Source organism: Pseudomonas sp. PD9R (assembly GCF_019200975.1).
Classification (GTDB): domain Bacteria; phylum Pseudomonadota; class Gammaproteobacteria; order Pseudomonadales; family Pseudomonadaceae; genus Aquipseudomonas.
In genome coordinates this window covers 313,656-338,261 of sequence record NZ_JAHTMR010000001.1, presented here as the reverse complement: position 1 = coordinate 338,261, position 24,606 = coordinate 313,656, and the positions used below count along the sequence as shown (strand labels likewise).

Genomic DNA, 24,606 nt, shown 5'->3' with positions numbered 1-24,606 from the left:
AGAAAGATCGACCCGCGCATGGGTTTCTTTAGCTCTAATTTCTGATCAGGCAAAAAGAACTTCCCATGCACACCTGAACTCCTTTTCGGAGAGCCGAACAGAAAAGCCGTTCAAAGTCGGAAACCCGGACGAACCATTGCGAAAGAGCTTCAGGCATGATGTTTAAAAATTTAAACAAATCAGCAGGTTAAACGTTTTACTCAACTAAAAGTGTAGCTGGTATAGATCCTGCTCTTCTCCAGTACCCCAAGCGTTCAGATCCGTTTGGGGCGCATCTAGATGAACTTGCATCAGCACCGTCTCACTACTAGAAGAGAAAAATAATGACATCTGCTTTCAAGACCTTTGTTCCGGGTGCCTTGGCCCTCCTGCTACTCCTGCCTTCTGCCCTTCAGGCAAAAGAAGTCGAACCCCAACAGAAACTGGCGAACGTGGTCATTCTGGCCACCGGCGGCACCATTGCTGGCGCTGGTGCCAGCGCCGCCAACAGCGCGACCTACCAGGCGGCGAAAGTCGGTATCGAACAATTGATCGCCGGGGTTCCTGAACTGAGCCAACTGGCAAACGTTCGCGGCGAACAGGTGATGCAGATCGCCTCCGAAAGCATTACCAACGAGAACTTGCTGCAACTGGGCCGGCGCGTGGCAGAACTGGCCGACAGCAAAGACGTCGATGGCATCGTGATTACCCACGGCACCGACACCCTGGAAGAAACCGCTTACTTCCTGAATCTGGTAGAAAAAACCGATAAGCCGATCATCGTCGTGGGCTCCATGCGCCCGGGCACCGCCATGTCTGCCGACGGCATGCTGAATTTGTATAACGCCGTGGCCGTAGCCAGCAGCAAAGATGCACGCGGCAAAGGCGTGCTGGTGACCATGAACGATGAAATCCAGTCGGGTCGTGACGTCAGCAAAATGATTAACATCAAGACGGAGGCGTTTAAAAGTGCCTGGGGTCCACTCGGGATGGTGGTTGAAGGTAAATCCTACTGGTTCCGCCTGCCAGCCAAACGCCACACCACGGACTCGGAATTCGACATCAAGACCATCAAGGCCCTGCCTGACGTCGAAATTGCTTACTCCTATGGCAATGTCAGCGACACCGCCTACAAAGCGCTGGCTCAGTCAGGCGCCAAAGCCATCATTCACGCCGGTACGGGCAATGGCTCGGTCTCTTCGCGGGTGGTTCCAGCCTTGCAGGCCCTGCGCAAGGATGGCGTGCAAATCATTCGTTCATCCCACGTCAATGCCGGTGGTTTCGTATTGCGCAATGCCGAACAGCCTGACGACAAGTACGACTGGGTCGTCGCACATGACCTGAACCCACAAAAAGCCCGCATCCTGGCCATGGTTGCACTCACCAAGACCAACGACAGCAAAGAGCTGCAACGGATGTTCTGGGAATACTGAGTAGCCCTCGCCCGACCGGTTACGGTCGAGCAAAGCGTGTGCCACGCGCCAGCCTTGGCGAGTGGTACACAGTTCATGCCTGACAAAAAAACTCTCATCGTCCTACACCAGATGGAAAAAACCGCTGTCAGTGGATTTTCTTGAATTTTAAGCAGTTGCGAAATTGCCTACAGTTAAATACTGTATGCACGTACAGCTTAATAAGGATAATCCCGTGGACAGCACCTCCGCCGCACCTGATTCCTATGTACGCATGGGCACGCGCGTTCAGAAAATCATCAACTCCCCCACCGCACAAAAAGCCAAAGCTGCGCTGATCTTCCGTCTTGCGGATGAGCCAGCGGATGAGTGGGAACGCTTGCTCGAAGAAATCGACGAGAACGACAACGTCACCCTCGCCTATCGCGACGACGGTGGCGTGCAGATTTTTTGGGTTGTGCCGAAGGAAGACTGAGTCAATGAGTGTCCGTTGTTTTGCTTTGCTGTTAATGCTGTTCGCCATGGCCGCCCAGGCTGACGCGCCACGCACCTTCAATGAAGCCAAGAAAGTCGCCTGGAAGCTTTATGCCCCACAGTCCACCGAGTTTTATTGCGGGTGTAAATACACTGGAAATCGTGTGAATCTCTCGGTTTGTGGCTATGTGCCGCGTAAAAATGCCAAGCGCGCGGCACGCATCGAATGGGAACACATTGTTCCGGCCTGGCAAATTGGCCATCAGCGCCAGTGCTGGCAGGAAGGCGGACGCAAGAACTGCACGCGGTATGATCCGACTTATCAAAAAGCCGAAGCCGACTTGCATAACCTGGTGCCGAGTATCGGCGAGGTAAATGGTGATCGCAGTAACTTCAGTTTCGGCTGGTTACCGGAACAATCGGGTCAATATGGCTCGTGCCAGACTCAGATCGACTTCAAGGCGAAGAAGGTCATGCCGCGCCCTTCCATTCGGGGCATGATCGCGCGGACCTATTTCTACATGAGCAAACAGTACGGGCTGCGCCTGTCGAAGCAGGATAGACAACTGTACGAAGCCTGGAACAAAACCTATCCGGTTCAGGCCTGGGAACGCCAGCGCAATCAAAGTGTGGCGTGCGTCATGGGGCGTGGTAACGAGTTTGTCGGCCCGGTGAACATGAAAGCCTGCGGTTAAACGCTCGCTGAAATGCAAAGGCCTCGGGTTCAATGCCCGAGGCCTTTTTGTTTACGCAGCACAATAGAACTTCACTGGGCTGCCGGACGTTCGAGGACCAGCACTTCAATATTCTGTTTCTTCGCCCGGACAAGCGCGGCCTCCACCTCTGCCTGCTTCGCCTCGGCGTCGGCTTTCGAGTTGTAAGGCCCCATCAGAATACGGACTTTGCCGCTTTCCTTGACGACGCTGGACATGAAATTATGTTCGATCAACCAACCGCTGAGATCGCTGACGGCCTGGGGTGTTTCACCTCGAACCTCAAGATCCCATTGAGGCGCTAAAGCTTGTGCGGGTGCAGCAATCGTTACCTGAGCAGGCTTTGGCGCATCGACTTTCTTGCCCTCTCCGCATCCCGCCAGCGCCAGTACTGCCATTACCAAGACCATTTTGCGCACAGCGTTTCCCTCTGAATGCTTAAAACGGCGATTTTACCATTCATGAATACTTCCCGAGTGCCGCAAAATGGGCTTAAAACAACGAGATTGATGGTTGCGGCCTCTGTATAGTTACGCCTTGGGAATTAATGCTGCATCTGCGCGTCAGAAAGAGGCACCCAAACCGTGAGACTTCGCACTAATCTATACATACCACCGACCTCTGCACTGTCCGAATCAGGTGCCCCACAAAGCAATCAAGGAGAAGACCATGCTGATACTCACCCGCAAAGTCGGTGAAAGCATAAACATTGGTGATGACATTACGATCACCATCCTCGGCGTAAGCGGCCAGCAAGTCAGGATCGGCATCAACGCCCCGAAAGACGTTGCGGTGCATCGCGAAGAAATTTACCAGCGCATTCAGGCCGGCCTGACTGCCCCGGACAAACCGCAAACCCCCTGAATCCCTGTGCAGTCAGTAGCCAGCCCGTTCGCTCCGGAACGACGGCTGGCTAGATATTCAGACGATGCAACAGCCACTGCTTTTTCGCTTGCCTCATTATCGGAAAGCCATGAGTCCTCATTGCGATCGATAAAGTCGAGCACGCCAGGCCGATACTAACCGCAACCGTCAACTCATGACTGTCAGACGTTTCCGGCTTACCCCGAGGAAGGCGCCTGATTACAGCCCGCTAACCAAATGTCACACCCCTCGCCATACCTGTGGCCGCCACGACCATCAACAACACCAACAGCGCTTCGATATGACTGATCCGCGCAAACAGCTTTGCACGTCCAGTCTCAATCGCTCCGCCACGCGCCAGCGCAATCCGCCATTTGATCAATATCACCATCGGTGCTACTTCGAGCAGCAGGATGAGCACGAATAGCGTCATTTTGAGATGGAACAATGGCTGATGCAGGTAGTAGTCCGTGCCTTTTTCGTACCCGCCGAAAGCTCGCATCCCACCGGTAACCAACAGAATGAGGGCCGAAATGCCCCACAGGTTATCCGCAATCAGTACGCCACGAGCCTGCCCAGCGCCATCAGCCAGGTGCCGAAAAGCCGTTCCACGAGTCAAAACCGCCCAGAATCCCAGCGTAAGCGCTAATAGATGAACCGCCGCAAAAAACCAGTGAGCCAGCATCGAGAAACTCCTGTCAGGATGAGGTTGAGTCAGCCTGTCAGTAGTAGCCCATGAATTCAGGGTTTGCACTTGGCAAACCAATCGCTGGCTCATGATTCCCGTGGAGCAGGCCTGCCCCTGGAGGCCGCGGAAAACATAATGGTGCAGACCGACTAGACTCCACTATTCGGGCGCTGCAGTTCCTGCAAGCCCCACCCCCCAACAGCTGTCATTCCCACCGAATTGACCCGAGTACACAAAATCATGTGTGAATCATGTGATTCAAACTCTGCTTCAGGAACAACTGATCGTCGCCGATTTCTTCGGCTTGCCGGACTGGGAGCAGGCGCCCTGCTACTTGCGGGCACACTGCCCAGCCGCATTATCCAGGCAGCCGAAAAAACCTCCGCGCCCCCAAAACCACAAAACGTAATCAGCCCCGACGAGGCGTTGAAAAGGTTGGTCGACGGCAATGAACGCTATGTAAGCGGCAACTCAAAAACACACGACTTCAAAGACGAGCGCGAAGCGTTGGTGTCCGGCCAGAACCCTTTCGTGGCCGTACTAAGTTGCTCCGACTCGCGCATTGCTCCCGAATACGCTTTCGATACCGCGCGAGGCGATCTTTTCGCTATACGTGTTGCTGGCAACTTCGTTACAGAGGAAGGTTTGGCAAGTATTGAATACGGCGTCGCAGTGCTCGGTGCACCGTTAATTCTCGTATTGGGGCATGAGAGTTGCGGTGCCATTGAGGCCGGCATCAAAGCTGTCAAAGACCACACGGTGTTCCCTGGGCATATTCCGAAACTGACTGACGCCCTTAAATCGTCAATCGAGACAGTCATCAAGCAACCTGGGGATCTTGTGGAAAATGCGACGGTGCAAAATGTAAAAAACTCGGTCGACAAACTTAAAAAGGCTACGCCGCTGCTGACTGATGCACTCGGTAAGGGCACGCTGAAAATAGTGGGCGGCATCTATCGCCTGGGGACGGGTAAAGTTGAACTGATTGCTTGAGTCGTACAGGCATCGGCAAAAAGATCCAGATGTGAAGAGCCCAGCGCGATGGCTGGGCTCTGGTTATTTTCTGTTTTCCATCATTTTGTCGGCGAGGGCTTTGGCCCTCTCGATCAACAAATTCTGCCGATCTTCGTGAGTAGCTCCGCCTACAACCGGCGCAGTCAGGGTGCTTTCCGCAATCAACGCAGCGCAGAAGTATTGATCCCAAACAGCTTTGTGGTCACAAGCCTGTTTGTTCATTTGGTCGGAGATCATATGAGACTCCTTCTGATGGGGTAGCACTGCACATTTTACGCCGCAAATCGCAGCGTCACAGGATCCACCTCAGAAGAACGTGGGAGGCGATCCATGGGGACGCCTCAACCACAGTCCATTGAAGCAAGAGGCAAATGGACAAGTAAGCCACAACAAACCGGATCATCGCTCGCCGCCCCATGAAATTCCCTCCCGCCACATCAAGCAAACCAAACGCTTGGTCGCCTCTGTTTGGCGTTGGATGCAATCCATTGCTCACAGTTCAATTTGGCTGGAACTGATTTTCATTGGCCTCGCATCCTTCAGACGGTCGCCATAAATGATAATCTTTCTCAAGCAAGAACCACGGGACGCTTGGGTAATGAAGGAACGTTACGAGATCCATTCGTGGTCAGCGGATTCAAGCAAGTCATCATCATCGAGCGTTCGAGCATGTGCGATCTTGAAGCCTGGAAGAGCGCTTTGCTTCACAAAAATCCGACCTCAACCATTTCCTTCTGACCGCTCGTCCATATGTCAGCACGTTCACCGCGCACTCTCTTCCAATGCATATATCTCCTCGCACGGAAGACGCAATCGATGAACAAAACAATTACCGCCCTGATACTTGTGGGGCTGATGACGCCCTTCTCGCTCAACTCACTCGCAGCCGAAAAATCGACCACAGGTTCAGCCGTTCCCCCCAGCGCTCTTCCCGGAATTAATTCGGCACATGGTTCGGAATCCAAGGAGGACAAGGCCAACAAAAAAGGCGAGGAAGCTTCGGGCTCCAATTCCGGTGCGGAAGCGCAAGCCACGGAAAAGGACGCAGCCACCTCAAGTGATTCGACGGGTAAGCAAACGAAGCCAAAGCAATAGCGGGCTTTAAAGCCAAACATCAAACACAGGACAACAAAAAAGGGCCCACCTTTCGGTGAGCCCTTCCAGACCGCCCAGCAGAGCGGATTTTGTTTGGTAGGCGCGATTGGACTCGAACCAACGACCCCCACCATGTCAAGGTGGTGCTCTAACCAACTGAGCTACGTGCCTGCTGTGAGGCGGCATTCTACGGAATTCCGGAGGGGTGTCAACACCTTTTTTCGAGCTAACCCTATGAATATGCAAAATATTTAATTTTGCTGCTGCAAAGAAGAATTCCGGGTGGCTGGCGGTCGATTTTTATCTCGGGTAGGATCGACGCACTCGTAAAATATATTAAACAGAGGCTGCCGGATGGCGAACACCCCCTACCCAGAGTCCTACTATGCCGCATCGGCCAATGCGGTTCCGCCGCGCCCGGTTTTGCAGGATGACGTTGAGACTGATGTCTGTGTAATTGGCGCCGGCTATACCGGGTTGTCCTCGGCCCTGTTCTTGCTGGAGAACGGTTTCAAGGTCACGGTGCTGGAAGCGGCGAAAGTGGGTTTCGGCGCTTCGGGACGTAACGGCGGCCAGATCGTTAACAGCTACAGCCGAGATATCGATGTGATCGAGCGCAGTGTCGGCCCCAAGCAGGCTCAATTGCTGGGGCAGATGGCATTCGAGGGCGGGCGGATCATTCGTGAACGGGTCGCCAAATACAACATCCAGTGCGACTTGAAAGACGGCGGCGTGTTCGCCGCCATCACTGCCAAGCAGATGGGCCATCTGGAATCACAGAAACGCCTGTGGGAGCGCTTCGGTCATACGCAGCTTGAGCTGATGGACCAACGCCGCATCCGTGAAGTAGTGGACTGCGATCAGTACGTCGGCGGCATGCTCGATATGAGCGGCGGACACATTCACCCGCTGAACCTGGCGCTCGGCGAAGCTGCGGCTGTCGAGTCGCTGGGCGGCACGATCTATGAGCAATCGCCGGCGGTGCGCATCGAGCGCGGCGCGAACCCTGTGGTGCATACACCGCAGGGTAAGGTCCGGGCCAAATTCATTATCGTGGCGGGCAACGCGTACCTGGGCAATCTGGTGCCGGAGCTGGCTGCCAAGTCAATGCCGTGCGGCACTCAGGTCATCACCACGGAACCCTTGGGCGACGCATTGGCGAAAAGCCTGTTGCCCCAGGATTACTGCGTCGAGGACTGCAACTACCTGCTCGATTACTACCGTCTGACCGGCGACAAGCGTCTGGTTTTCGGCGGTGGTGTGGTGTACGGCGCGCGGGACCCGGCGAACATCGAAGCAATCATTCGACCGAAAATGCTCAAGGCTTTCCCGCAGCTCAAGGACGTGAAGATCGATTACGCGTGGACCGGTAATTTCCTGCTGACCCTGTCGCGCCTGCCTCAGGTCGGACGACTGGGCGACAATATCTATTATTCGCAGGGTTGCAGCGGCCACGGCGTGACCTACACACACCTCGCGGGCAAGGTGCTGGCCGAAGCGTTGCGCGGTCAGGCAGAACGTTTCGACGCGTTTGCCGATCTGCCGCACTACCCGTTTCCGGGCGGGCAGTTGCTGCGTACGCCGTTTGCGGCGTTGGGCGCGTGGTATTACGGATTGCGGGACAAGTTTGGGTATTGATTGCTAAACCAAAATCAAAAGATCGCAGCCTTCGGCAGCTTCTACATGATGATCCCTGTAGGAGCTGCCGAAGGCTGCGATCTTTTGTTGTTACAACCGATTCCGCTCGATACCACTGCGGATCCGCAAGATGTCGGCAAGCACCGCCAAGGCAATTTCCGCCGGTGTCTTGCTACCCAGGTTCAAGCCAATCGGCGCATGAATCCGCGCCAGCTCGACATCCCCCAGACCACCAATACGCCGTAACCGCTCGAAGCGCTTTTGCGAAGTCTGCACGGAGCCCATCACACCGATATAGAACGCCTCGGTGCGCACGGCTTCCATCATCGCCAAGTCATCGATACGCGGGTCGTGGGTCAGCGCCACGACCGCCGTGTCGCTGTGACAACCGCCGTCGGCGATAAACACCGATGGCAGCTGCCGACGAATCTCCACGCCCTCCAGCACCACGCCTTCCAGCACCTCGTCGCGCGGATCACAGAGAATCACTTCGAACCCCAGACCGACCGCAAACTCGGCGCAGGCCTGCGCCACGCTGGAATAGCCTGCCAGCAGCAAACGCTGAGCGGCGCCGATGCGCAGCCGAACCCGGTCGATCTCACGCTCGACACGTACGCCCTGTTCGCGATCATCGAACAGGCTGCGCGCGCCACTGGCCAGATCGACTTCACGTATCAACCGACGTCGCCCCAACAGCGCCGCCTCCAGCTCGCGCAAGTGCGCCTGAACCTCGCAATCGGGATCAAGCTTCTCGACCAACACATCGAGCACACCGCCACAGGGCAGGCTCACTCGCGAACGCGGGTCGTCGCCTTCACCGTAGCGAACAATGCCGACCGCTTCTTCAAATGCACCCTCGGCCACGCGCTCAAGGAAGTCTTCCTCGACGCAGCCACCGGACAGTGAACCTATCCAAAGCCCGTCGGCATTCACCGCCAGCAACGAACCCGGCGCGCGAGGTGCCGAGCCGTAGGTGGCGAGCACGGTGCACAACCAGACACGCTGACCACCCACCGACCACGCCAGCGCCCGGCGCACCACTTGCAGATCAAGATGCTGCATGTCAGTGGGCCTTGTGCTCAAGCGGCGGCGCATCGGCTCGCAGCTTCTGCACATCATTCACCGCCAGGTCACCCGGCTGACCTCCCCAACCCTGGCGCAGGTAGTTCAGCAGATCGGTGAGTTGCTCGTGGCTGAGCTTCTCGGAAAAGCCCGGCATCGGTTGCATGTGTTCGAAGCCGGCAAACTTCTGCTCGCCGATACCGTCGTCGATCACCCGCACCAGGTTGCGCGGATCTTCCAGGCGCAGCGTGGTGTTGCCGCGCATGGCCACGGCAATGTGCGGCTTGCCTTCACCACCGACCGCGTGACAACCGGCGCAGACGTTCAAATATTCCTGACGGCCACGCTGTGCGCTCGCACTGAGTTTTTCCAATGGCACATCGGTCAGCACTTTTGCCGCTGGCGGTTGATCGCCGAGCAGGAAGGTCGCCATCGCCGCCAGGTCCGGATCATTCAGGCCCTGAGTGCTGTTGTGGAACACCGGGAACATCTCATTGAACATCGTGCCCTGGGCACTCATACCGTGCTTGAGGAACGAGCTCAAGTCCTGAGGATTCCAGCCGCGACTAGCCAGGTCATTGGCCAGCAGGCTTGGCGCCAGATAGCCGTTGAGCAGGCCGCCGGTCAGGCGTTTGTCTTGCTGCATCGCACCGGGCATCCCCCGTGGCGTGTGGCATTCGCCGCAGTGGCCGAGCACGTCGACCATGTACTGGCCACGTTTCCAGGCTTCGCTTTTGCCTTCGGCGGGTTCGAGCTTCACGTCTTTGCCGTAGAGCATGTTCCAGCCCATCAGGCCCAGGCGCACGTTGAACGGAAAGCTCAGGCTGGTGACCGGTGCGGCGCGCTCGATCGGCTCGACGGTTTTCAGATACGCGTGAATCGCATCAGAGTCTTCACGTGGCATCAAGTGATACGAGGTGTACGGCATCGCCGGATACAGGTTCGCACCGTCGCGGCGCTTGCCTTCAGTCAACGCAGCGAAGAATTCGTCATCGCTGTACAAGCCGATACCGTGCTCTTTGCTCGGGGTGATGTTGGTGCCGTAGATCGTGCCGAACGGCGAGACGATTGGCAGGCCGCCTGCATACGGCGCGCCACCCGGCGCGGTGTGGCAGGCCATGCAGTCGGCGGCGCGGGCAAGGTACTCGCCGCGCTTGGCCTGATCATCGGCGTGCGCCAGCAACACAGGCGCAGCCAAACCAACCGCCAACGCAAGACGGCTAAGTAGTTGCTTCATGCTTAACCCTCCTTGACCAGGCCGAGATCGGTCAGCACGTTGCGCGTGGCGCTGTAGTAACGCACGTACCCGGTGCAGCGGCAGATGTGATGGCCGAGGCTGTCCTCGATGACTTTTTCCAGCTGGCTTTTGACGATCGGCTGGCGCTGCAACTTTTCCACCAACACGGTCGCGGCGTTGACGAAACCTGGTGCGCAGTAGCTGCACTGGAAGGCGAATTCGTCGACGAAGCGCTGCTGGATCGGGTTCAGCTCGGTGACCTTGCCTTGCTCGTCGCGGGTAGCGTGGCCTTCGATGGTCCGCACTTTCTTGCCTTCGAAGTAATGCGCGCCGGTGATGCAGGTGCGCACTTCTTCGCTGGTGCCGTCGGGGTTGTCGACGATCACCACGCAGGCGTGGCAGATACCCTGACCGCAACCCAGGCGCGAGCCGGTGAGGTTTTTGTATTCGTGCAGGTAATCGATCATCGGCAGGTCATCAGGGATGTCCACCGGGCCGACGGATTGACCGTTGAGGGTCAGTTGAAGCGGACGGTTAGCCATTGAGGGCCTCCTTGATGCGCGCAGAAGTGATAGGCAGGTCGCGAACGCGCTTGCCGATGGCGTGAGCCACGCCGTTGCCGATGGCGCCGACCACCGGGATCATCACCACTTCGGCAATGCCTTTGGACGGGTCGCTTGGCGACAGTGGCGGGAGGATTTCCGACGTCTGCTTCCAAACGGCGACGTGCCGCGCCATCGGCAAGCGGTAACGGTTGAAGTTCCAATCGCCCTCACCCGGCCCACCTTCGTACAGCGGCATTTCTTCCATCAGCGCGTGGCCGATACCCATGGCGATCCCGCCTTCGATCTGACCCTTGACCAGCTCTGGCACAATCACCCGACCGCACTCGACCCACGAGTGATGGTTGAGCACTTGCACTTCGGCCGAGCCCTTGTTCACTTTCAATTCCACCAGCGTCGCGACCGGGCTGTAGTAGGTCACGGCCGCGTTGTTCAACTGGGTCACCGGGTAGGCGATGTTCTGCCGATCCAGCAAATGGAAACCAGCGCTGTTCATTTGCGCTTTCTTCGCGTTCGGAGCTCCGTCGCCGTACTTCACCGCCAGGCCATCCAGCGGCAAGCGCTCGCGCACGCCGTCGATGCTGTACTCGGCTTCGGCCCAGCTCCAGCGGTTGAAACCATGCACGGTTGCAGCGGTAACCAGACCACGCTCGTGGGCACGCTTGGCCAGCACTTCAAATGCCAACGGCTCCATGCCATTGGCAGTCAGTTTGCCGTCGACCCAATGCGCGTCTTCACGGCGCACCACGTAAGGATTGGCCTGCCCGCCGTAGGGGCCTTGACGCCAGATTTCCAGTGCCGCCGGCCACAGGCCGTGGTTGAACAACACGCGCGCCGCTTCACGGGTGGCGTGGCTGAAGTAGTAGGCGGAGTTGGTCGCCGACGAGGCCGAAGCGATCTTGCCGACCCAGCGCGGGTTGCGCAGGAAGTTGTCCTGTTCGGCCTGGCTCATGATGTAAGGGTTGCCGCCGCTGGTCAGCTGCATCTCTTTCCAATCGGTTTCACCGGTCTTCACTTCGTGCGCCGGGTTACCGAGGAAATCAGCCACGACCATCGCTTGCGAGGTGGACATGCCCGTACCGATTTCGATGCCGATATGACGCAGGGTGATGCGGCCTTCGGCGGTGAATTCGATGCTGGCCATCGGCGCTTCGGAACCGGTGCCAAAGTCCTTCTGGCAAATGGCGAAACCGACGCCGTACCAGTGATCAGGATCCGCCGCTTCCCGCTGCTTCTTGATCGCGTCGCGATTTTTCCAGACTTCGTGAACCCCAGCCTTGTCGAGAATTTCGTGCAGGCGCAACGCCCCTGCCGGCACCGCGCCCTGGGTGTTTTTCATGCCCGAACGCAGGGCGTTTTTCTTGCGCAGGTCGATGGCGTCGATGCCGAGACGATCGGCGATTTCGTCGACCATCATCTCGGTGGAAGCCATGCTCTGCAGCGTGCCGTAGCCGCGCATCGATCCGGCTTCAACGGCGCGGGAATGATAGGCCGTGACCTGCAAATCATTCTGCGGCATGTAGTAGATCGATTGTGCAGCCGTGGCGCCAACGGCCGCTACGGATGGGCTGTAGTTGACCCGCCCGCCGCCGTCGACACTCATGTCGGCGCGAAAAATCTTGAAGCTGTGATCGGTCTTATCCACCGCCAATTGATAGCGAATATCGAACGGGTGGCGCTTGATGCCGCTCTGGAACTGCTCATAGCGGTCGTTGGCCAAACGCACTGGCACACCGGCGCCGTACAACGCCGCGAGGGCTGCGTAGTAGACGAAAATGTTGTGGTCTTTCGAGCCGTAGCCAACGGTGTAACCGGGGTGCATGTTCAGGTTCGCCAGGCCGAAACGCGACGGCGCGATCATCTTCGCGGTCTCGGTCGCCGCTTCCAGCGGGCACTGGGTGGCGACGACGAAATGCAGGGTCTTGGTCGCCGGGTCGTACCAGCCGTTGCCGTTGTCCGGTTCCATCGCGGCCGGTTCGATCGACGGCGTCTTGTAGCGCTCGTCGAACACCAGCCAGTTGTCTGGCGGCGTGTCGATCTGCTGCTTCATGCGTTCGGCATAGAACAGCCCGCGCTCGGTCAGGTTGCCGTGCAGGTTCGGCTGGGAATTCCATACGGGACGACGGTTGCGCAGCATCGGGAACAGGATCGAGTCCTTGAGGCTGGCGAATTCGTCTTCGTCCGCCGAGGTCGCACCACCAACGCGCACGTAGCGGAAACTGCCGTAGGGATCGCCTTCGTAGAACGGCGCTCTATTGCCGTAGCGGATTGCTTTGTCATTGAATTTGAGTTTGGATTTAGCCTGACGGAAGCGCTCGAAGTCATTCCAGATCAGGATCGCCACCGGGTGACCGATGAACATCGGCACCTTGCCAGCCGGCAACAGCGGGTCAGGGGCGTGCTCTTCCGGAAAGACGATACCGTCCTTGACCAGATCTTCGGCGGTGACGATGCGGTCGGGCTGCAGCTCGGCGCCCAGCCACGACAGGTCGTAACCGTCGTAGATACGGTCGGCCTTGATGGTCTTCAGCAGCATGGCGTGGCCCTGCTGCTGCGGCCAGCCCGGCATGTCCTTGGCGCGGATGTCGCGGGCAAATACTTTGCTGCCGCAGACCTTGGACAAGGCATCGTTACGGGCGCGCGCCTTGCCGTTGTTGCCAAGCCACTGCTCGGACGGCACGGTCACGCTGTTTTCCATCAAGGCTGCCAGCGCCTGACTGCTGAGCGGTGTAAGCGTCACGCTCACACCCGCTACCAGCCCGCCCTGAAGGAACGAGCGCCGGGATATATCACGGTTGGACATGGATCATCCTCTGGGCGGTTATGGGCCCGCCCTTCTGGTTATGTTCTGGAAATCTCGAGTCTTGCAGAAGCCCTTTTGGACTGTAGCAAAGGGCTGTAATTGACAGTGCAAAGCTGACCGAAAGGTTAAGTTTATAGGCTTATGCGCTCGCGGCAAATAACCAGACACAAAAAAACTGACCAACGAATCAAAATTTAGCCGCTTTGCTGCGCAACAAATCGATAAACAAACCCAATTCCCGAGTGATGTGTTCGCCTTTACGCATCAACAGTCCAAAGGGCGCCAGTTGAACATCGAGTTCCACCGGCAGCGCCACCACCAGACCCATCTTCAGGTAGTCGCGCAGTGCCGTTTCCGATAGCACCATGATTGCGTCGGTCAGTTGAATCAGCTGCTGCATGGAATACACCGAGCTGCATTCGATGATGTCTGCTGGTAGCGGCAAGGCCAGACGCTGCAAAGCCTGATCCAGGCCGATTCGCGCCGGGCTGGTTTCCGGTTGCAGGATCCACGGCCAGGCACTGACCAGCTCCGCCAACTCAAGTTTCTCGCGCCGCGCCAGCGGATGACCGGCGTGCACCACCACCAACAGGCGTTCATTGCCCAGTTGTTCAAACTGGTAATGCTGGCTATCGGTGGCGGCATTGCGCCGGGCGATGGCGAGGTCGATGCGGCCCTGCTCCAGCAACTGAATCACCTGATCGCTGGTGTCGCCCATGATGCGAATTCGCAACTGCGGATTGAGCGCCTTGATCTCGGCAATCGAATCCATCACCAGGTCCGGCGCCGCGCCCATGATGGTGCCGATCGACAAATAGCCGTAACCGCCCTGTTGCCGAGCGATCAAATCTTCGGCACAACGATCGAGGCCGCTGAGGGCCGATTCGGCGAAGCGAATCAGCTCCTGGCCCAACGCCGTGGGGCGCATGCCGCGGGGCAAGCGCTCGAACAGATCGCAGCCAAACATGTCTTCAATCTCATGCAGCATCCGGGTAGCGGCTGGTTGCGACATGCTGAGGGTTTGCGAGGCGCGATGCAGGTTTTGGCTGGTGCTCAGCGCCACCAGCATGTGCAGGTGCTTGTAACGCAGACGGTTAAGCAGGCTGCGGGAGAGGATCGGCGTAGTCATGACAGGCCTTTTTCATCGATACCCTGAAGGTATCAGCTGTGAGCTAGATTCGATTTGTAACGCATCGATCTGCGGCCGTACAGTCTTTCCCATAAGAACAAATGCCCTACCAAAGGAAACTGCGATGAAGACTCTACCCGCGCCTCTGCTCGCCAAAATTTCCTGGCGGCTCCTGCCTTTCCTGCTGTTGATGTACATCATGGCCTTCCTCGACCGTGCCAACGTCGGGTTCGCCAAGCAAGCCTTTCAAGCCGACACCGGCATCGGTGACGCGGCCTTCGCCTTCGGCGCCGGCGTGTTCTTCGTCGGTTACGCGTTACTGGAAGTGCCGAGCAACCTGATCCTGCACCGCGTCGGCGCCCGCCTGTGGATGTGTCGGATCATGGTCACCTGGGGCCTGGTCTCTGCGGCCATGGTCTTCGCCCACACCGAAACCAGCTTCTACGTTCTGCGCTTTCTGCTGGGCGTGGCCGAAGCCGGATTCTTCCCCGGCGTGATCCTCTATCTCACCTACTGGTTCCCCAGCGCCGTACGCGGCAAGGCCATGGGCTTTTTCTACTTCGGTGCGCCGCTGGCGTTCATCTTCGGCAGCCCGTTGTCCGGCCTGCTGCTGGAGCTGGATGGATTTGCCAACGTTCACGGCTGGCAATGGCTGTTTGCGGTCGAAGGTTTGATGGCCACTGCGGTGGGTGTCTGGGCTTACTTTTATCTGGACAATCGCCCGGCCGATGCCAAGTGGTTGACCGCCGAAGAGCGCCTCCAGGTGCAGGAACTGCTCGATCGCGAAGACAGCCATAAACAAAACCACGGCCGCAGCCTGCTTAACGTGCTGTGCCAGCCTTCGGTGCTGTACCTGTGCCTGATCTACCTGCTGATTCAGGCCAGCGTTTATGGCGTGGTGTTCTACTTGCCGAGCCAGGTCGCCGGCCTGCTTGGCACCAAGGTCGGTTTGATGGTCGGACTGGTCACAGCGATCCCATGGATTTGCGCATTGCTGGCTGCCTACCTGATTCCCGGCTATAGCGACCGCACCGGCGAACGTCGTCGTACCGCCTGCCTGACCTTGCTGATGGCGGCCTTCGGGATCGCCTGCTCGGTGACGTTCAGCAGCCCATTGCTGGGAATTGCCTCCCTGTGCTTCGCCGCCTCGGGATTCATCGCCGTACAGCCAGTGTTCTGGACCTTCCCCTCCAGCTACCTCGCCGGCAGCGCCGCGGCGGCCGGGATCGCCCTGATCAACTCGTTCGGCGCCCTCGGCGGTTTCATCGCCCCGGTGCTGAAAAACTGGGCCGAAGGCGCCTTCCATTCACCGGCAGCCGGCTTGTACCTGCTGTCCGCTACCACCGTCATTGCCGCGTTGCTGGTGCTGGGCGTGCGTTCGCCCGGCCACACAGCTTCGAACAAACCGGCCACCATTTAACCTAAGGAATCACACCATGGGCATTCCAACCATCAAACACGTTCGCGCCTTCACCCTGCGAGGCGGCGGCGCGGATTATCACGACCAGGCAGACGGCCACTGGATCGACGATCACATCGCCACACCGATGAGTAAATACCCCGAGTACCGCCAGAGCCGCCGCACCTTCGGCATCAACGTTCTTGGCACCCTGGTAGTGGAAATCGAAGCCAGCGACGGCACCGTCGGTTTCGCGGTGACCACCGGCGGTGAGCCTGCCGCTTACATCGTCGAGAAGCACCTGGCGCGCTTCCTTGAAGGCGCCAAAGTCACCGACATCGAAAAAATCTGGGACCAGATGTACCAGTCGACCCTGTACTACGGCCGTAAAGGCATCGTGATCAACACGATTTCCGGGGTCGATCTGGCGTTGTGGGACCTGCTCGGCAAGATTCGTCAGGAGCCGGTGCACCAACTGCTCGGCGGCGCGGTGCGCGACGAATTGCAGTTCTACGCCACCGGCGCCCGCCCGGACCTGGCGCAGAAAATGGGTTTCATTGGCGGCAAGATGCCGCTGCACCACGGCCCGGCTGAAGGCGAGGAAGGCCTGCGCAAGAACCTCGAAGAATTGGCGACCATGCGTGAACGGGTTGGTCCGGATTTCTGGCTGATGCTTGATTGCTGGATGAGCCTGGATCTGAATTACGCCACCAGACTGGCGATCGGCGCGCACGAACACGGTTTGAAGTGGATCGAAGAAGCCCTGCCGCCTGACGATTACTGGGGCTACGCGGCCCTGCGCAATAACGTACCCAAAGGCATGCTGGTGACCACCGGCGAACACGAAGCCACTCGCTGGGGCTTCCGCATGCTGCTGGAGATGGGTTGCTGCGACATCATCCAGCCAGATGTCGGCTGGTGCGGCGGCCTCACCGAACTGGTGAAAATCTCGGCCCTGGCCGACGCCCATAACGCACTGGTCATTCCCCATGGCTCTTCGGTGTACAGCTATCACTTTGTCGCCACCCGACATAACAGCCCGTTTGCCGAATTCCTGATGATGGCGCCGAAGGCTGACGAAGTGGTGCCGATGTTCCACCCGCAATTACTCGGCGAACCGGTACCGGTGAACGGTCGCATGCGCCTGTCGGCTCTCGACCAGCCAGGCTTCGGCGTAACGCTCAATCCTGAATGCCAATTGCATCGGCCGTACAGCCGCTGAGAAAGGAACTCGTCATGAACATGCCTCACAACGCTTTCAAAACCGCGCTGAACAATTCCGCGACCCAGTACGGTATCTGGGCCGGGTTCGCTACCGGCTATGCCGCCGAGATCGTCGCCACCACCGGTTACGACTGGATGCTGATCGACGGGGAACACGCACCGAACACCGTACCCGCCGTGCTCGCCCAGCTACAGGCTGTCGCGCCCTACCCTACGGTGCCGATCGTGCGCGCAGTCAATGACGACGCCAATCTGATCAAGCAACTGCTGGATATCGGCGCGCAGACGCTAATGATCCCGATGGTCGAAACCGCCGAGCAGGCCAAGGCGCTGGTGCGCGCCATGCGTTACCCGCCCCACGGCATTCGCGGTGTCGGCGGCGGTTTGACCCGTGCCACGCGCTGGGACGGCGTGCCAGACTACCTGAACACCGCCCACGAGCAGTTATGCCTGATCGTGCAGGTGGAATCGCGGACCGGTGTGGAAAACGTCGAGGCGATCGCCGCCGTTGAAGGTGTCGATGCGGTGTTCATCGGCCCTGCCGATTTGTCCATCGGCCTCGGTCATGCCGGCAACCCTGGCCACCCCGAAGTTCAGGAACGTATCCAACACGCGGTGAACGCCACCCTCGCAGCCGGCAAAACCTGCGGAATCCTCGCGCCCAATGAAGAAGACGCGCGCCGCTACCAGAGCTGGGGTTGCCAGTTCATTGCCGTGGCCATCGACATCAGCCTGCTGCGCCACAGCGCCATGGCCACCCTCGCCCGCTACCGCGAACCGGCCACCACTCAAGCGCCCTCGCGCACCTACTGATCAGCCAAGGAGTCGCCCCAATGTCGTCCGTGCCTGTTTACGAAAACTTCATCAACGGCCAGTTCGTGGCCAGCACTGCCCATCTGGATGTGATCAACCCGGCTACCGGTGCTGTGCTCTCAAAGGTTCCGGCATCGAATGCGCAAGACGTCGAGCGTGCGCTCGCCGCTGCTCGTAGCGCGCAAAAGGATTGGGCGCGCAAACCGGCGAATGATCGTGCCGGCTACTTGCGCCGGATTGCCGCCAAACTGCGGGAAAACGTTGCGCACCTGGCGCGCACCATCACCCTGGAACAAGGCAAGATCAGCGGTCTGGCGGAAGTTGAAGTCAATTTCACCGCCGACTACCTCGACTACATGGCCGAATGGGCGCGGCGCATCGAGGGCGAAATCATTACCAGCGACCGCCAGAACGAAAACATTTTCCTGTTTCGCAAACCGCTGGGCGTGGTAGCCGGGATTTTGCCGTGGAATTTCCCGTTTTTCCTGATCGCACGCAAAATGGCCCCGGCGTTGCTGACCGGCAACACCATCGTGATCAAGCCGAGCGAAGAGACCCCGAACAACTGCTTCGAATTTGCCCGACTGGTGGCCGAAACCGATCTGCCACCGGGCGTATTCAACGTGGTTTGCGGTGACGGTCAGGTCGGTGCCGCACTGAGTGTGCATAAAGGCGTGGACATGATCAGCTTCACCGGCAGCGTCGATACCGGTTCACGAATCATGGCTGCCGCCGCGCCGAACATCACCAAACTCAACCTGGAACTGGGCGGAAAAGCGCCGGCTATTGTGCTGGCGGATGCCGATCTGGACTTGGCGGTGAAGGCGATCCGCAATTCGCGCATCATCAACAGCGGCCAGGTGTGTAACTGCGCTGAGCGGGTGTATGTCGAGCGCAAGGTAGCGGATCAGTTCATTGAGCGCATCGCGGCGGCGATGACCGCGACCCGTTACGGCGACCCGATTGCACAACCTGATGTGGAGATGGGTCCGCTGATCAACCGTCAGGGTCTGGACAGCGTTAACCGCAAAGTTCGCACCGCGCTGAGCCAGGGTGCCAGTTTGATCAGTGGCGGGCAGATTGCCGACCTGCCAAATGGCTTCCACTTTCAGCCCACGGTTTTGGCTGGCTGCCGTGCCGACATGGAGATCATGCGCGAAGAGATTTTCGGCCCGGTGCTGCCGATCCAGATCGTCGATGACCTGGACGAGGCCATTGCCCTGGCGAATGACTGCGACTACGGCCTGACGTCGTCGATCTACACCCGCGACCTCAGCAAAACCCTGCACGCCATGCGCGAGCTGGATTTTGGCGAAACCTACGTCAACCGCGAGAACTTCGAAGCCATGCAAGGTTTCCATGCCGGCGTGCGCAAATCGGGTATTGGTGGCGCGGATGGCAAGCATGGGTTGTACGAGTACACCCACACCCATGCGGTGTATTTGCAAGGCTGAATCTGCGCTCGCCCTGTAGGAGCGAGCTTGCTCGCAAAAATCTCCAACGACGACGCGCTGTACCTGCAAGCCCAAGGCGCCAGATGGTTTTTCGCGAGCGAGCTCGCTCCTACAAATTGGCTCGACAAGGACGTCGACGTTCATCAGAAATCGAGCAATAAGAGTAAATGGAAAGGAAAAGCCAAATTTCAGACACAAAAAACCCCGGTCTTTCGACCAGGGTTTTTGCTATCGACTCGAAGTAGCCAACGGCTTTCTTCGTAGCTCCAAGGCGTTCAGTGGGCCTCGGGGCAGATATGGCGCAGCGGACGGGACTCGAACCCGCGACCCCCGGCGTGACAGGCCGGTATTCTAACCGACTGAACTACCGCTGCGTATCGCTTTGGACTTGCGTCCAAGTAACTCGTCTGATTGAAAACTCAGTAGCTTTTCAATCTCGAACCAGATGAATCTGACTCGGAAAATATGGCGCAGCGGACGGGACTCGAACCCGCGACCCCCGGCGTGACAGGCCGGTATTCTAACCGACTGAACTACCGCTGCGCGTCGGTGGAGGCATTTCAGCTTCCATCTTGCTTTCGCAAGACTCTCGGGAGTGGTGGGTGATGACGGGATCGAACCGCCGACATTCTGCTTGTAAGGCAGACGCTCTCCCAGCTGAGCTAATCACCCGTTTGCATCTCCGAGGCCGCGAAATTTACGCAGGTAGCGAACCTAAGTCAATAGCAGGATTGAAGTTTTTTTCAAAACAGCTTCAAGCGACAAGCATCACGCTGCAAGCCAAAGCAGTTACGTGTAGTGCAGGCATAACGCTTTCGTGCTTTTACTTGCAGCTTGAGGCTTGAAGCTGCTTCTCACTGCTCGTAAATCATCTTCTTGGTCATGCCACCGTCCACCACGAACTCCTGGCCCGTGACGAAACCAGCGTTCTTCGACAACAGCCACGCGACCATCGCCGCCACATCCTCGACTGTCCCTACCCTGCCCGCCGGATGCTGCGCATGATCGGCCTCGGTCAACGGCTCAGCGCGACGGACCGAAGGGTCTCGCGTATCGATCCAGCCGGGGCTGACCGCATTGACTCGAATCTCCGGGCCGAGGCTGATGGCCAACGCGTGAGTCAGGGCCAACAAGCCGCCCTTGCTCGCCGCATACGCCTCGGTGTCGGGTTCTGACTGCCCGGCGCGGGTCGAGGCCAGATTGACGATCGCCCCGCTGTGAGCGCGCAGGTACGGTGCACAGTGCTTGGCCAACAACATGGGCCCACTGAGATTCACCGCCAGTACCCGATTCCAGTAAGCCAAATCGAGGCTTTCCAGGGTGATGTTGTGCGGATCAGCCACCGCCGCATTGCACACCAGCGCATCCAGTCGCCCGAACTGCCCCAGCACTTCAGCAACACCCAGCGCCACTTGCCCTTCGTTCGATACGTCCATGGCGATGAACCAGGCGTTTTGACCCAGCACCTTCGCCACTTTCGAGCCGCGCACCCGATCCAGATCCGTCAGCACGACTTGCCAGCCTTCGCTGATCAGCCAGGCCGCAATGCCCAGCCCAATGCCCCGCGCCGCACCGGTGACCAGTGCAACGCGACCATTGGAGCCGGTGGATGGCGTGGACAACTCGATCACAAGGCAGCCAACCCGCGCGCCAGATCGGCTTGCAGGTCTGCCACGTCTTCCAGGCCGACCGCTACGCGGATCAGGCTGTCACGAATACCCGCAGCTTCACGCTCTTGCGGTGCCAGACGGCCGTGAGAGGTGGTGCTCGGATGCGTGATAGTGGTTTTGCTGTCGCCCAGGTTGGCGGTGATCGAAATCAAACGGGTCGCATCGATAAAGCGCCAGGCTCCCTCTTTACCGCCCTTGACCTCGAAACTTACCACCGCACCAAAACCCTTCTGCTGGCGCAGAGCCAATTCATGCTGCGGGTGGCTCTTGAGGCCGGCGTAATGCACTTTTTCGATGCCGTCCTGCTGCTCTAGCCACTCGGCTAGTTGCTGGGCATTGGCGCAATGCGCCTTCATGCGCAGGTTCAGGGTTTCCAGGCCCTTGAGGAAGATCCAGGCATTGAACGGGCTCAGCGTCGGCCCGGCGGTACGCAGGAAACCGACCACTTCTTTCATCTGCTCGCTACGACCGGCAACCACGCCGCCCATGCAACGACCTTGGCCGTCGATGAACTTGGTCGCCGAGTGCACGACGATGTCCGCGCCCATTTTCAAAGGTTGCTGCAACGCCGGGGTGCAGAAGCAGTTGTCGACCACCAGCATCGCGCCTTTGGCGTGAGCGATTTTCGCCAACTCGGCAATGTCCACCAACTCGGCCAACGGGTTGGAGGGCGACTCGACGAACAGCAATTTGGTGTTGGCCTTGATCGCCGCATCCCAGCCGGACAAGTCCGCCAGGGGCACGTAATCGACTTCGACACCGAAACGCTTGAAGTACTTCTCGAACAGGCTGATGGTCGAACCGAACACGCTGCGCGACACCAGTACGTGGTCGCCAGCACTGCACAGGCTCATCACCACCGCCAAGATCGCAGCCATGCCGGTTGCGGTGGCCACGGCCTGCTCGGCACTTTCCAGCGCGGCAATGCGCTCTTCGAAGGCGCGCACGGTCGGGTTGGTGTAGCGCGAGTAAACGTTGCCCGGTACTTCCCCGGCAAAACGCGCGGCCGCGTCGGCGGCGGTGCGGAATACGTAGCTGGAAGTGAAGAACATCGGATCACCGTGTTCGCCTTCCGGCGTGCGGTGTTGACCGGCGCGTACGGCCAGGGTATCGAACGCTACGCCTTCGAGGTCGCTGTCCAGCCGACCGGCATCCCAATCCTGACTCATGCTGTCACTCCTTGCCCTGCTCTTGAATTAAAAGTCTTTTGATAGATACAAAACCGGCCCCTAGGGGCCGGTAATTACTCAGTTGTTGTACAGATCGATGATCGCGCTGACTGCCTGCGTCTTGACCTTGGAGGCATCGTTACGTGCCTGCTCGATCTTGTTCAGGTAAGCCTCGTCGACGTCGCCGGTGACGTACTGGCCGTCGAACACCGCACAATCGAACTTGTCGATCTTGATCTTGCCGCCACCCACCGCTTCGATCAAGTCAGGCAGGTCCTGATAGATCAGCCAGTCGGCGCCGATCAGGTCGGCTACGTCCTGGGTAGAACGGTTATGGGCGATCAGCTCGTGGGCGCTCGGCATGTCGATGCCGTAGACGTTCGGGAAACGCACGGCTGGCGCTGCGGAGCAGAAATAAACGTTCTTGGCACCCGCTTCGCGCGCCATCTGGATGATCTGCTTGCAGGTGGTACCGCGAACGATGGAGTCGTCCACCAGCATCACGTTCTTGCCGCGAAACTCCAGCTCGATGGCGTTGAGTTTCTGGCGCACGGATTTTTTCCGTGCAGCCTGGCCCGGCATGATGAAGGTCCGGCCGATGTATCGGTTCTTCACGAAGCCTTCGCGGAATTTCACGCCCAGGTGGTTCGCCAACTCCAGCGCCGCAGTGCGGCTGGTGTCGGGAATCGGGATGACCACGTCGATGTCGTGCTCAGGACGCTCGCGCAGGATCTTCTCGGCGAGCTTCTCGCCCATGCGCAGACGGGCCTTGTAGACCGATACGCCGTCGATGATCGAGTCCGGACGCGCCAGGTAGACGTGTTCGAAAATGCATGGGGTCAGCGACGGGTTGGTCGCGCACTGACGGGTGTGCAGCTTACCGTCTTCAGTGATGTAGACCGCTTCGCCTGGTGCCAGGTCGCGAATCAGGGTGAAACCGAGCACATCCAGGGAAACGCTTTCGGAGGCGATCATGTACTCGACGCCTTCGTCGGTGTGACGCTGGCCGAACACGATCGGGCGGATGCCGTGCGGGTCACGGAAACCGACGATGCCGTAGCCGGTCACCATCGCCACGACGGCGTAACCGCCAACGCAACGGTTGTGCACGTCGGTGACGGCAGCGAACACGTCTTCTTCGGTTGGCTGCAACTTGCCGCGCTGGGCCAGTTCGTGAGCGAACACGTTGAGCAGTACTTCAGAATCGGAGTTGGTGTTGACGTGGCGCAGGTCGGATTCGTAAATCTCCTTGGCCAGTTGTTCAACGTTGGTCAGGTTACCGTTGTGCGCCAGGGTGATGCCGTAAGGCGAGTTGACGTAAAACGGTTGAGCTTCAGCCGACGTCGAGCTACCCGCGGTCGGATAGCGCACATGGCCAATGCCCATGTGGCCGACCAGACGCTGCATGTGACGCTGCTGGAACACGTCACGTACCAGGCCGTTGTCCTTGCGCAGGAATAACCGGCCATCATGGCTGGTCACGATACCGGCAGCGTCCTGGCCGCGGTGCTGGAGGACGGTTAGCGCGTCATACAGCGCCTGATTGACGTTCGACTTACCGACGATACCGACGATGCCACACATGCGACGCAACCCCTACTTAATGGATCTGAACTGAACACAACTCACTGAGGCGTTTTGGCCATCGGCAAGAGGTGCTCCTTGAACGGTATTTCAGCGGGTACGCTGATACCGCTGGCAAGCCACTGACTGCTCCACCCAAGGATCAGGTTTTTGGACCAGTCGGCAACCAATAGAAATTTTGGCACGAGCTGTGACTCTTTCCACCACCCGTCCTGCTGTACCGGCCCCAGGCTCAACAGCCCGACCGCCACGACCACCAGCAACACACCACGCGCGGCGCCGAAAGCCATGCCGAGGAATCGATCGGTCCCGGACAACCCGGTGACGCGTACCAACTCGCCGATAAGATAATTGATCATTGCGCCTACGATCAGCGTGGCGACAAACATGATTGCGCAGCCCGTGATCACACGGGCCGAAGGCGTTTCGATGTATCCGGCGAGGTACTCGGACAATGAGCCACCGAACATCCAGGCAACGACTCCTGCGATGATCCAGGTCACTAGCGACAATGCTTCTTTGACGAAGCCGCGGCTCAGACTGATCAATGCGGAGATGGCGACGATTGCAACGATCGCCCAGTCAACCCAGGTAAATGGCACAGTGCAGCCTACAGACGGAT

General features: G+C 58.6%; 23 protein-coding genes and 4 tRNA genes. 11 read left to right on the top strand and 16 right to left on the bottom strand.

All coding sequences use genetic code 11. The features are described from left to right. The first annotated feature begins 323 nt into the window (after positions 1–323). The 3 genes from KUF73_RS01535 (at position 324) to KUF73_RS01525 (ending at position 2,560) form a co-directional block, all read left to right on the top strand. On the top strand, positions 324–1,412 hold the full coding sequence (locus KUF73_RS01535; protein ID WP_218436275.1) for an asparaginase: 1,089 nt from the start codon (positions 324–326) through the stop codon (positions 1,410–1,412). Between the two features lie 184 nt (positions 1,413–1,596). Then, positions 1,597–1,866 carry a DUF1654 domain-containing protein gene (locus KUF73_RS01530; protein WP_218436274.1) on the top strand — a complete coding sequence of 90 codons (270 nt, stop codon included), beginning with the start codon at positions 1,597–1,599 and terminating at the stop codon, positions 1,864–1,866. 4 nt (positions 1,867–1,870) lie between these two features. Then, on the top strand, positions 1,871–2,560 hold the full coding sequence (locus tag KUF73_RS01525) for an endonuclease (protein ID WP_218436273.1): 690 nt from the start codon (positions 1,871–1,873) through the stop codon (positions 2,558–2,560). Between the two features lie 71 nt (positions 2,561–2,631). Here the strand turns inward: KUF73_RS01525 and KUF73_RS01520 are convergent, their stop codons facing one another. Next, complete coding sequence (locus tag KUF73_RS01520) at positions 2,632–2,997, bottom strand: SPOR domain-containing protein (RefSeq protein ID WP_218436272.1); 366 nt, start codon at positions 2,995–2,997, stop codon at positions 2,632–2,634. Positions 2,998–3,247: 250 nt separating this feature from the next. On the opposite strand from KUF73_RS01520, the gene csrA reads away from it, so the two are divergent. Next, positions 3,248–3,442, top strand: a complete 195-nt coding sequence (gene csrA / locus KUF73_RS01515) for a carbon storage regulator CsrA (RefSeq protein WP_007938114.1) — start codon at positions 3,248–3,250, stop codon at positions 3,440–3,442. Between the two features lie 229 nt (positions 3,443–3,671). Here the strand turns inward: csrA and KUF73_RS01510 are convergent, their stop codons facing one another. Beyond that, positions 3,672–4,127: a DUF2214 family protein gene (locus KUF73_RS01510; RefSeq protein WP_218436271.1), complete on the bottom strand. Its 456-nt coding sequence runs from the start codon at positions 4,125–4,127 to the stop codon at positions 3,672–3,674. A 243-nt stretch (positions 4,128–4,370) separates the two neighbouring features. Here KUF73_RS01510 and KUF73_RS01505 point away from each other — a divergent pair, with 243 nt between their 5' ends. After that, positions 4,371–5,123, top strand: a complete 753-nt coding sequence (locus KUF73_RS01505; RefSeq protein WP_218436270.1) for a carbonic anhydrase — start codon at positions 4,371–4,373, stop codon at positions 5,121–5,123. A 63-nt stretch (positions 5,124–5,186) separates the two neighbouring features. Here the strand turns inward: KUF73_RS01505 and KUF73_RS01500 are convergent, their stop codons facing one another. After that, positions 5,187–5,381, bottom strand: a complete 195-nt coding sequence (locus KUF73_RS01500) for a hypothetical protein (protein WP_218436269.1) — start codon at positions 5,379–5,381, stop codon at positions 5,187–5,189. A 579-nt stretch (positions 5,382–5,960) separates the two neighbouring features. Here KUF73_RS01500 and KUF73_RS01495 point away from each other — a divergent pair. Beyond that, positions 5,961–6,239 carry a hypothetical protein gene (locus tag KUF73_RS01495; RefSeq protein ID WP_218436268.1) on the top strand — a complete coding sequence of 93 codons (279 nt, stop codon included), beginning with the start codon at positions 5,961–5,963 and terminating at the stop codon, positions 6,237–6,239. 94 nt (positions 6,240–6,333) lie between these two features. Here the strand turns inward: KUF73_RS01495 and KUF73_RS01490 are convergent. Next, positions 6,334–6,410 (bottom strand) — tRNA-Val (locus KUF73_RS01490). Positions 6,411–6,593: 183 nt separating this feature from the next. Here KUF73_RS01490 and KUF73_RS01485 point away from each other — a divergent pair. Continuing rightward, on the top strand, positions 6,594–7,877 hold the full coding sequence (locus tag KUF73_RS01485; RefSeq protein WP_218436267.1) for an FAD-binding oxidoreductase: 1,284 nt from the start codon (positions 6,594–6,596) through the stop codon (positions 7,875–7,877). Positions 7,878–7,967: 90 nt separating this feature from the next. Here the strand turns inward: KUF73_RS01485 and KUF73_RS01480 are convergent, their stop codons facing one another. From KUF73_RS01480 to KUF73_RS01460, 5 genes are all read right to left on the bottom strand, one after another. Further along, a complete protein-coding gene (locus KUF73_RS01480; RefSeq protein WP_218436266.1) occupies positions 7,968–8,939 on the bottom strand; it encodes an XdhC family protein in 972 nt (323 codons plus the stop codon). Position 8,940: 1 nt separating this feature from the next. Continuing rightward, positions 8,941–10,176 carry a cytochrome c gene (locus KUF73_RS01475; RefSeq protein ID WP_218436265.1) on the bottom strand — a complete coding sequence of 412 codons (1,236 nt, stop codon included), beginning with the start codon at positions 10,174–10,176 and terminating at the stop codon, positions 8,941–8,943. A gap of 2 nt (positions 10,177–10,178) precedes the next feature. Further along, positions 10,179–10,718: a (2Fe-2S)-binding protein gene (locus KUF73_RS01470; RefSeq protein WP_007982256.1), complete on the bottom strand. Its 540-nt coding sequence runs from the start codon at positions 10,716–10,718 to the stop codon at positions 10,179–10,181. Continuing rightward, entirely contained in the window at positions 10,711–13,542 is a 2,832-nt protein-coding gene (locus KUF73_RS01465; protein WP_218436264.1) for a xanthine dehydrogenase family protein molybdopterin-binding subunit, read from the bottom strand. The genes KUF73_RS01470 and KUF73_RS01465 overlap by 8 nt, the downstream gene beginning before the upstream one ends. A 187-nt stretch (positions 13,543–13,729) precedes the next feature. After that, positions 13,730–14,671, bottom strand: coding sequence for a LysR family transcriptional regulator (locus tag KUF73_RS01460; protein ID WP_218436263.1), 942 nt, complete (start codon positions 14,669–14,671; stop codon positions 13,730–13,732). Between the two features lie 124 nt (positions 14,672–14,795). Here KUF73_RS01460 and KUF73_RS01455 point away from each other — a divergent pair, with 124 nt between their 5' ends. The 4 genes from KUF73_RS01455 to aldA are packed head-to-tail and all read left to right on the top strand — an operon-like array spanning position 14,796 to position 19,561. Then, the gene (locus KUF73_RS01455; protein WP_218436262.1) at positions 14,796–16,091 is read left to right on the top strand and encodes an MFS transporter; all 1,296 of its coding nucleotides are present in this window, start codon (positions 14,796–14,798) and stop codon (positions 16,089–16,091) included. A 16-nt stretch (positions 16,092–16,107) separates the two neighbouring features. After that, positions 16,108–17,292, top strand: coding sequence for an L-rhamnonate dehydratase (rhmD, locus tag KUF73_RS01450; RefSeq protein ID WP_218436261.1), 1,185 nt, complete (start codon positions 16,108–16,110; stop codon positions 17,290–17,292). 14 nt (positions 17,293–17,306) lie between these two features. After that, on the top strand, positions 17,307–18,107 hold the full coding sequence (locus tag KUF73_RS01445; RefSeq protein WP_218436260.1) for an aldolase/citrate lyase family protein: 801 nt from the start codon (positions 17,307–17,309) through the stop codon (positions 18,105–18,107). Between the two features lie 20 nt (positions 18,108–18,127). Continuing rightward, positions 18,128–19,561 (top strand): aldehyde dehydrogenase, encoded by a 1,434-nt coding sequence (gene aldA, locus KUF73_RS01440; protein WP_218436259.1) that lies wholly within the window; start codon positions 18,128–18,130, stop codon positions 19,559–19,561. Positions 19,562–19,858: 297 nt separating this feature from the next. Here the strand turns inward: aldA and KUF73_RS01435 are convergent. From KUF73_RS01435 to KUF73_RS01405, 7 genes are all read right to left on the bottom strand, one after another. Beyond that, a tRNA-Asp gene (locus KUF73_RS01435) sits at positions 19,859–19,935 on the bottom strand. Between the two features lie 92 nt (positions 19,936–20,027). After that, positions 20,028–20,104 (bottom strand) — tRNA-Asp (locus tag KUF73_RS01430). Between the two features lie 53 nt (positions 20,105–20,157). Then, positions 20,158–20,233, bottom strand: a tRNA-Val gene (locus KUF73_RS01425). Positions 20,234–20,415: 182 nt separating this feature from the next. Then, entirely contained in the window at positions 20,416–21,192 is a 777-nt protein-coding gene (locus KUF73_RS01420; RefSeq protein ID WP_218436258.1) for an SDR family oxidoreductase, read from the bottom strand. Continuing rightward, positions 21,189–22,400, bottom strand: a complete 1,212-nt coding sequence (locus KUF73_RS01415; protein ID WP_218436257.1) for an O-succinylhomoserine sulfhydrylase — start codon at positions 22,398–22,400, stop codon at positions 21,189–21,191. Before KUF73_RS01415 ends, KUF73_RS01420 begins: the two co-directional genes overlap by 4 nt. Before the next feature lie 78 nt (positions 22,401–22,478). Beyond that, positions 22,479–23,984, bottom strand: coding sequence for an amidophosphoribosyltransferase (gene purF, locus KUF73_RS01410; RefSeq protein ID WP_218436256.1), 1,506 nt, complete (start codon positions 23,982–23,984; stop codon positions 22,479–22,481). A 41-nt stretch (positions 23,985–24,025) separates the two neighbouring features. Then, entirely contained in the window at positions 24,026–24,586 is a 561-nt protein-coding gene (locus KUF73_RS01405; RefSeq protein ID WP_218436255.1) for a CvpA family protein, read from the bottom strand. Between the last annotated feature and the right edge of the window lie 20 nt (positions 24,587–24,606).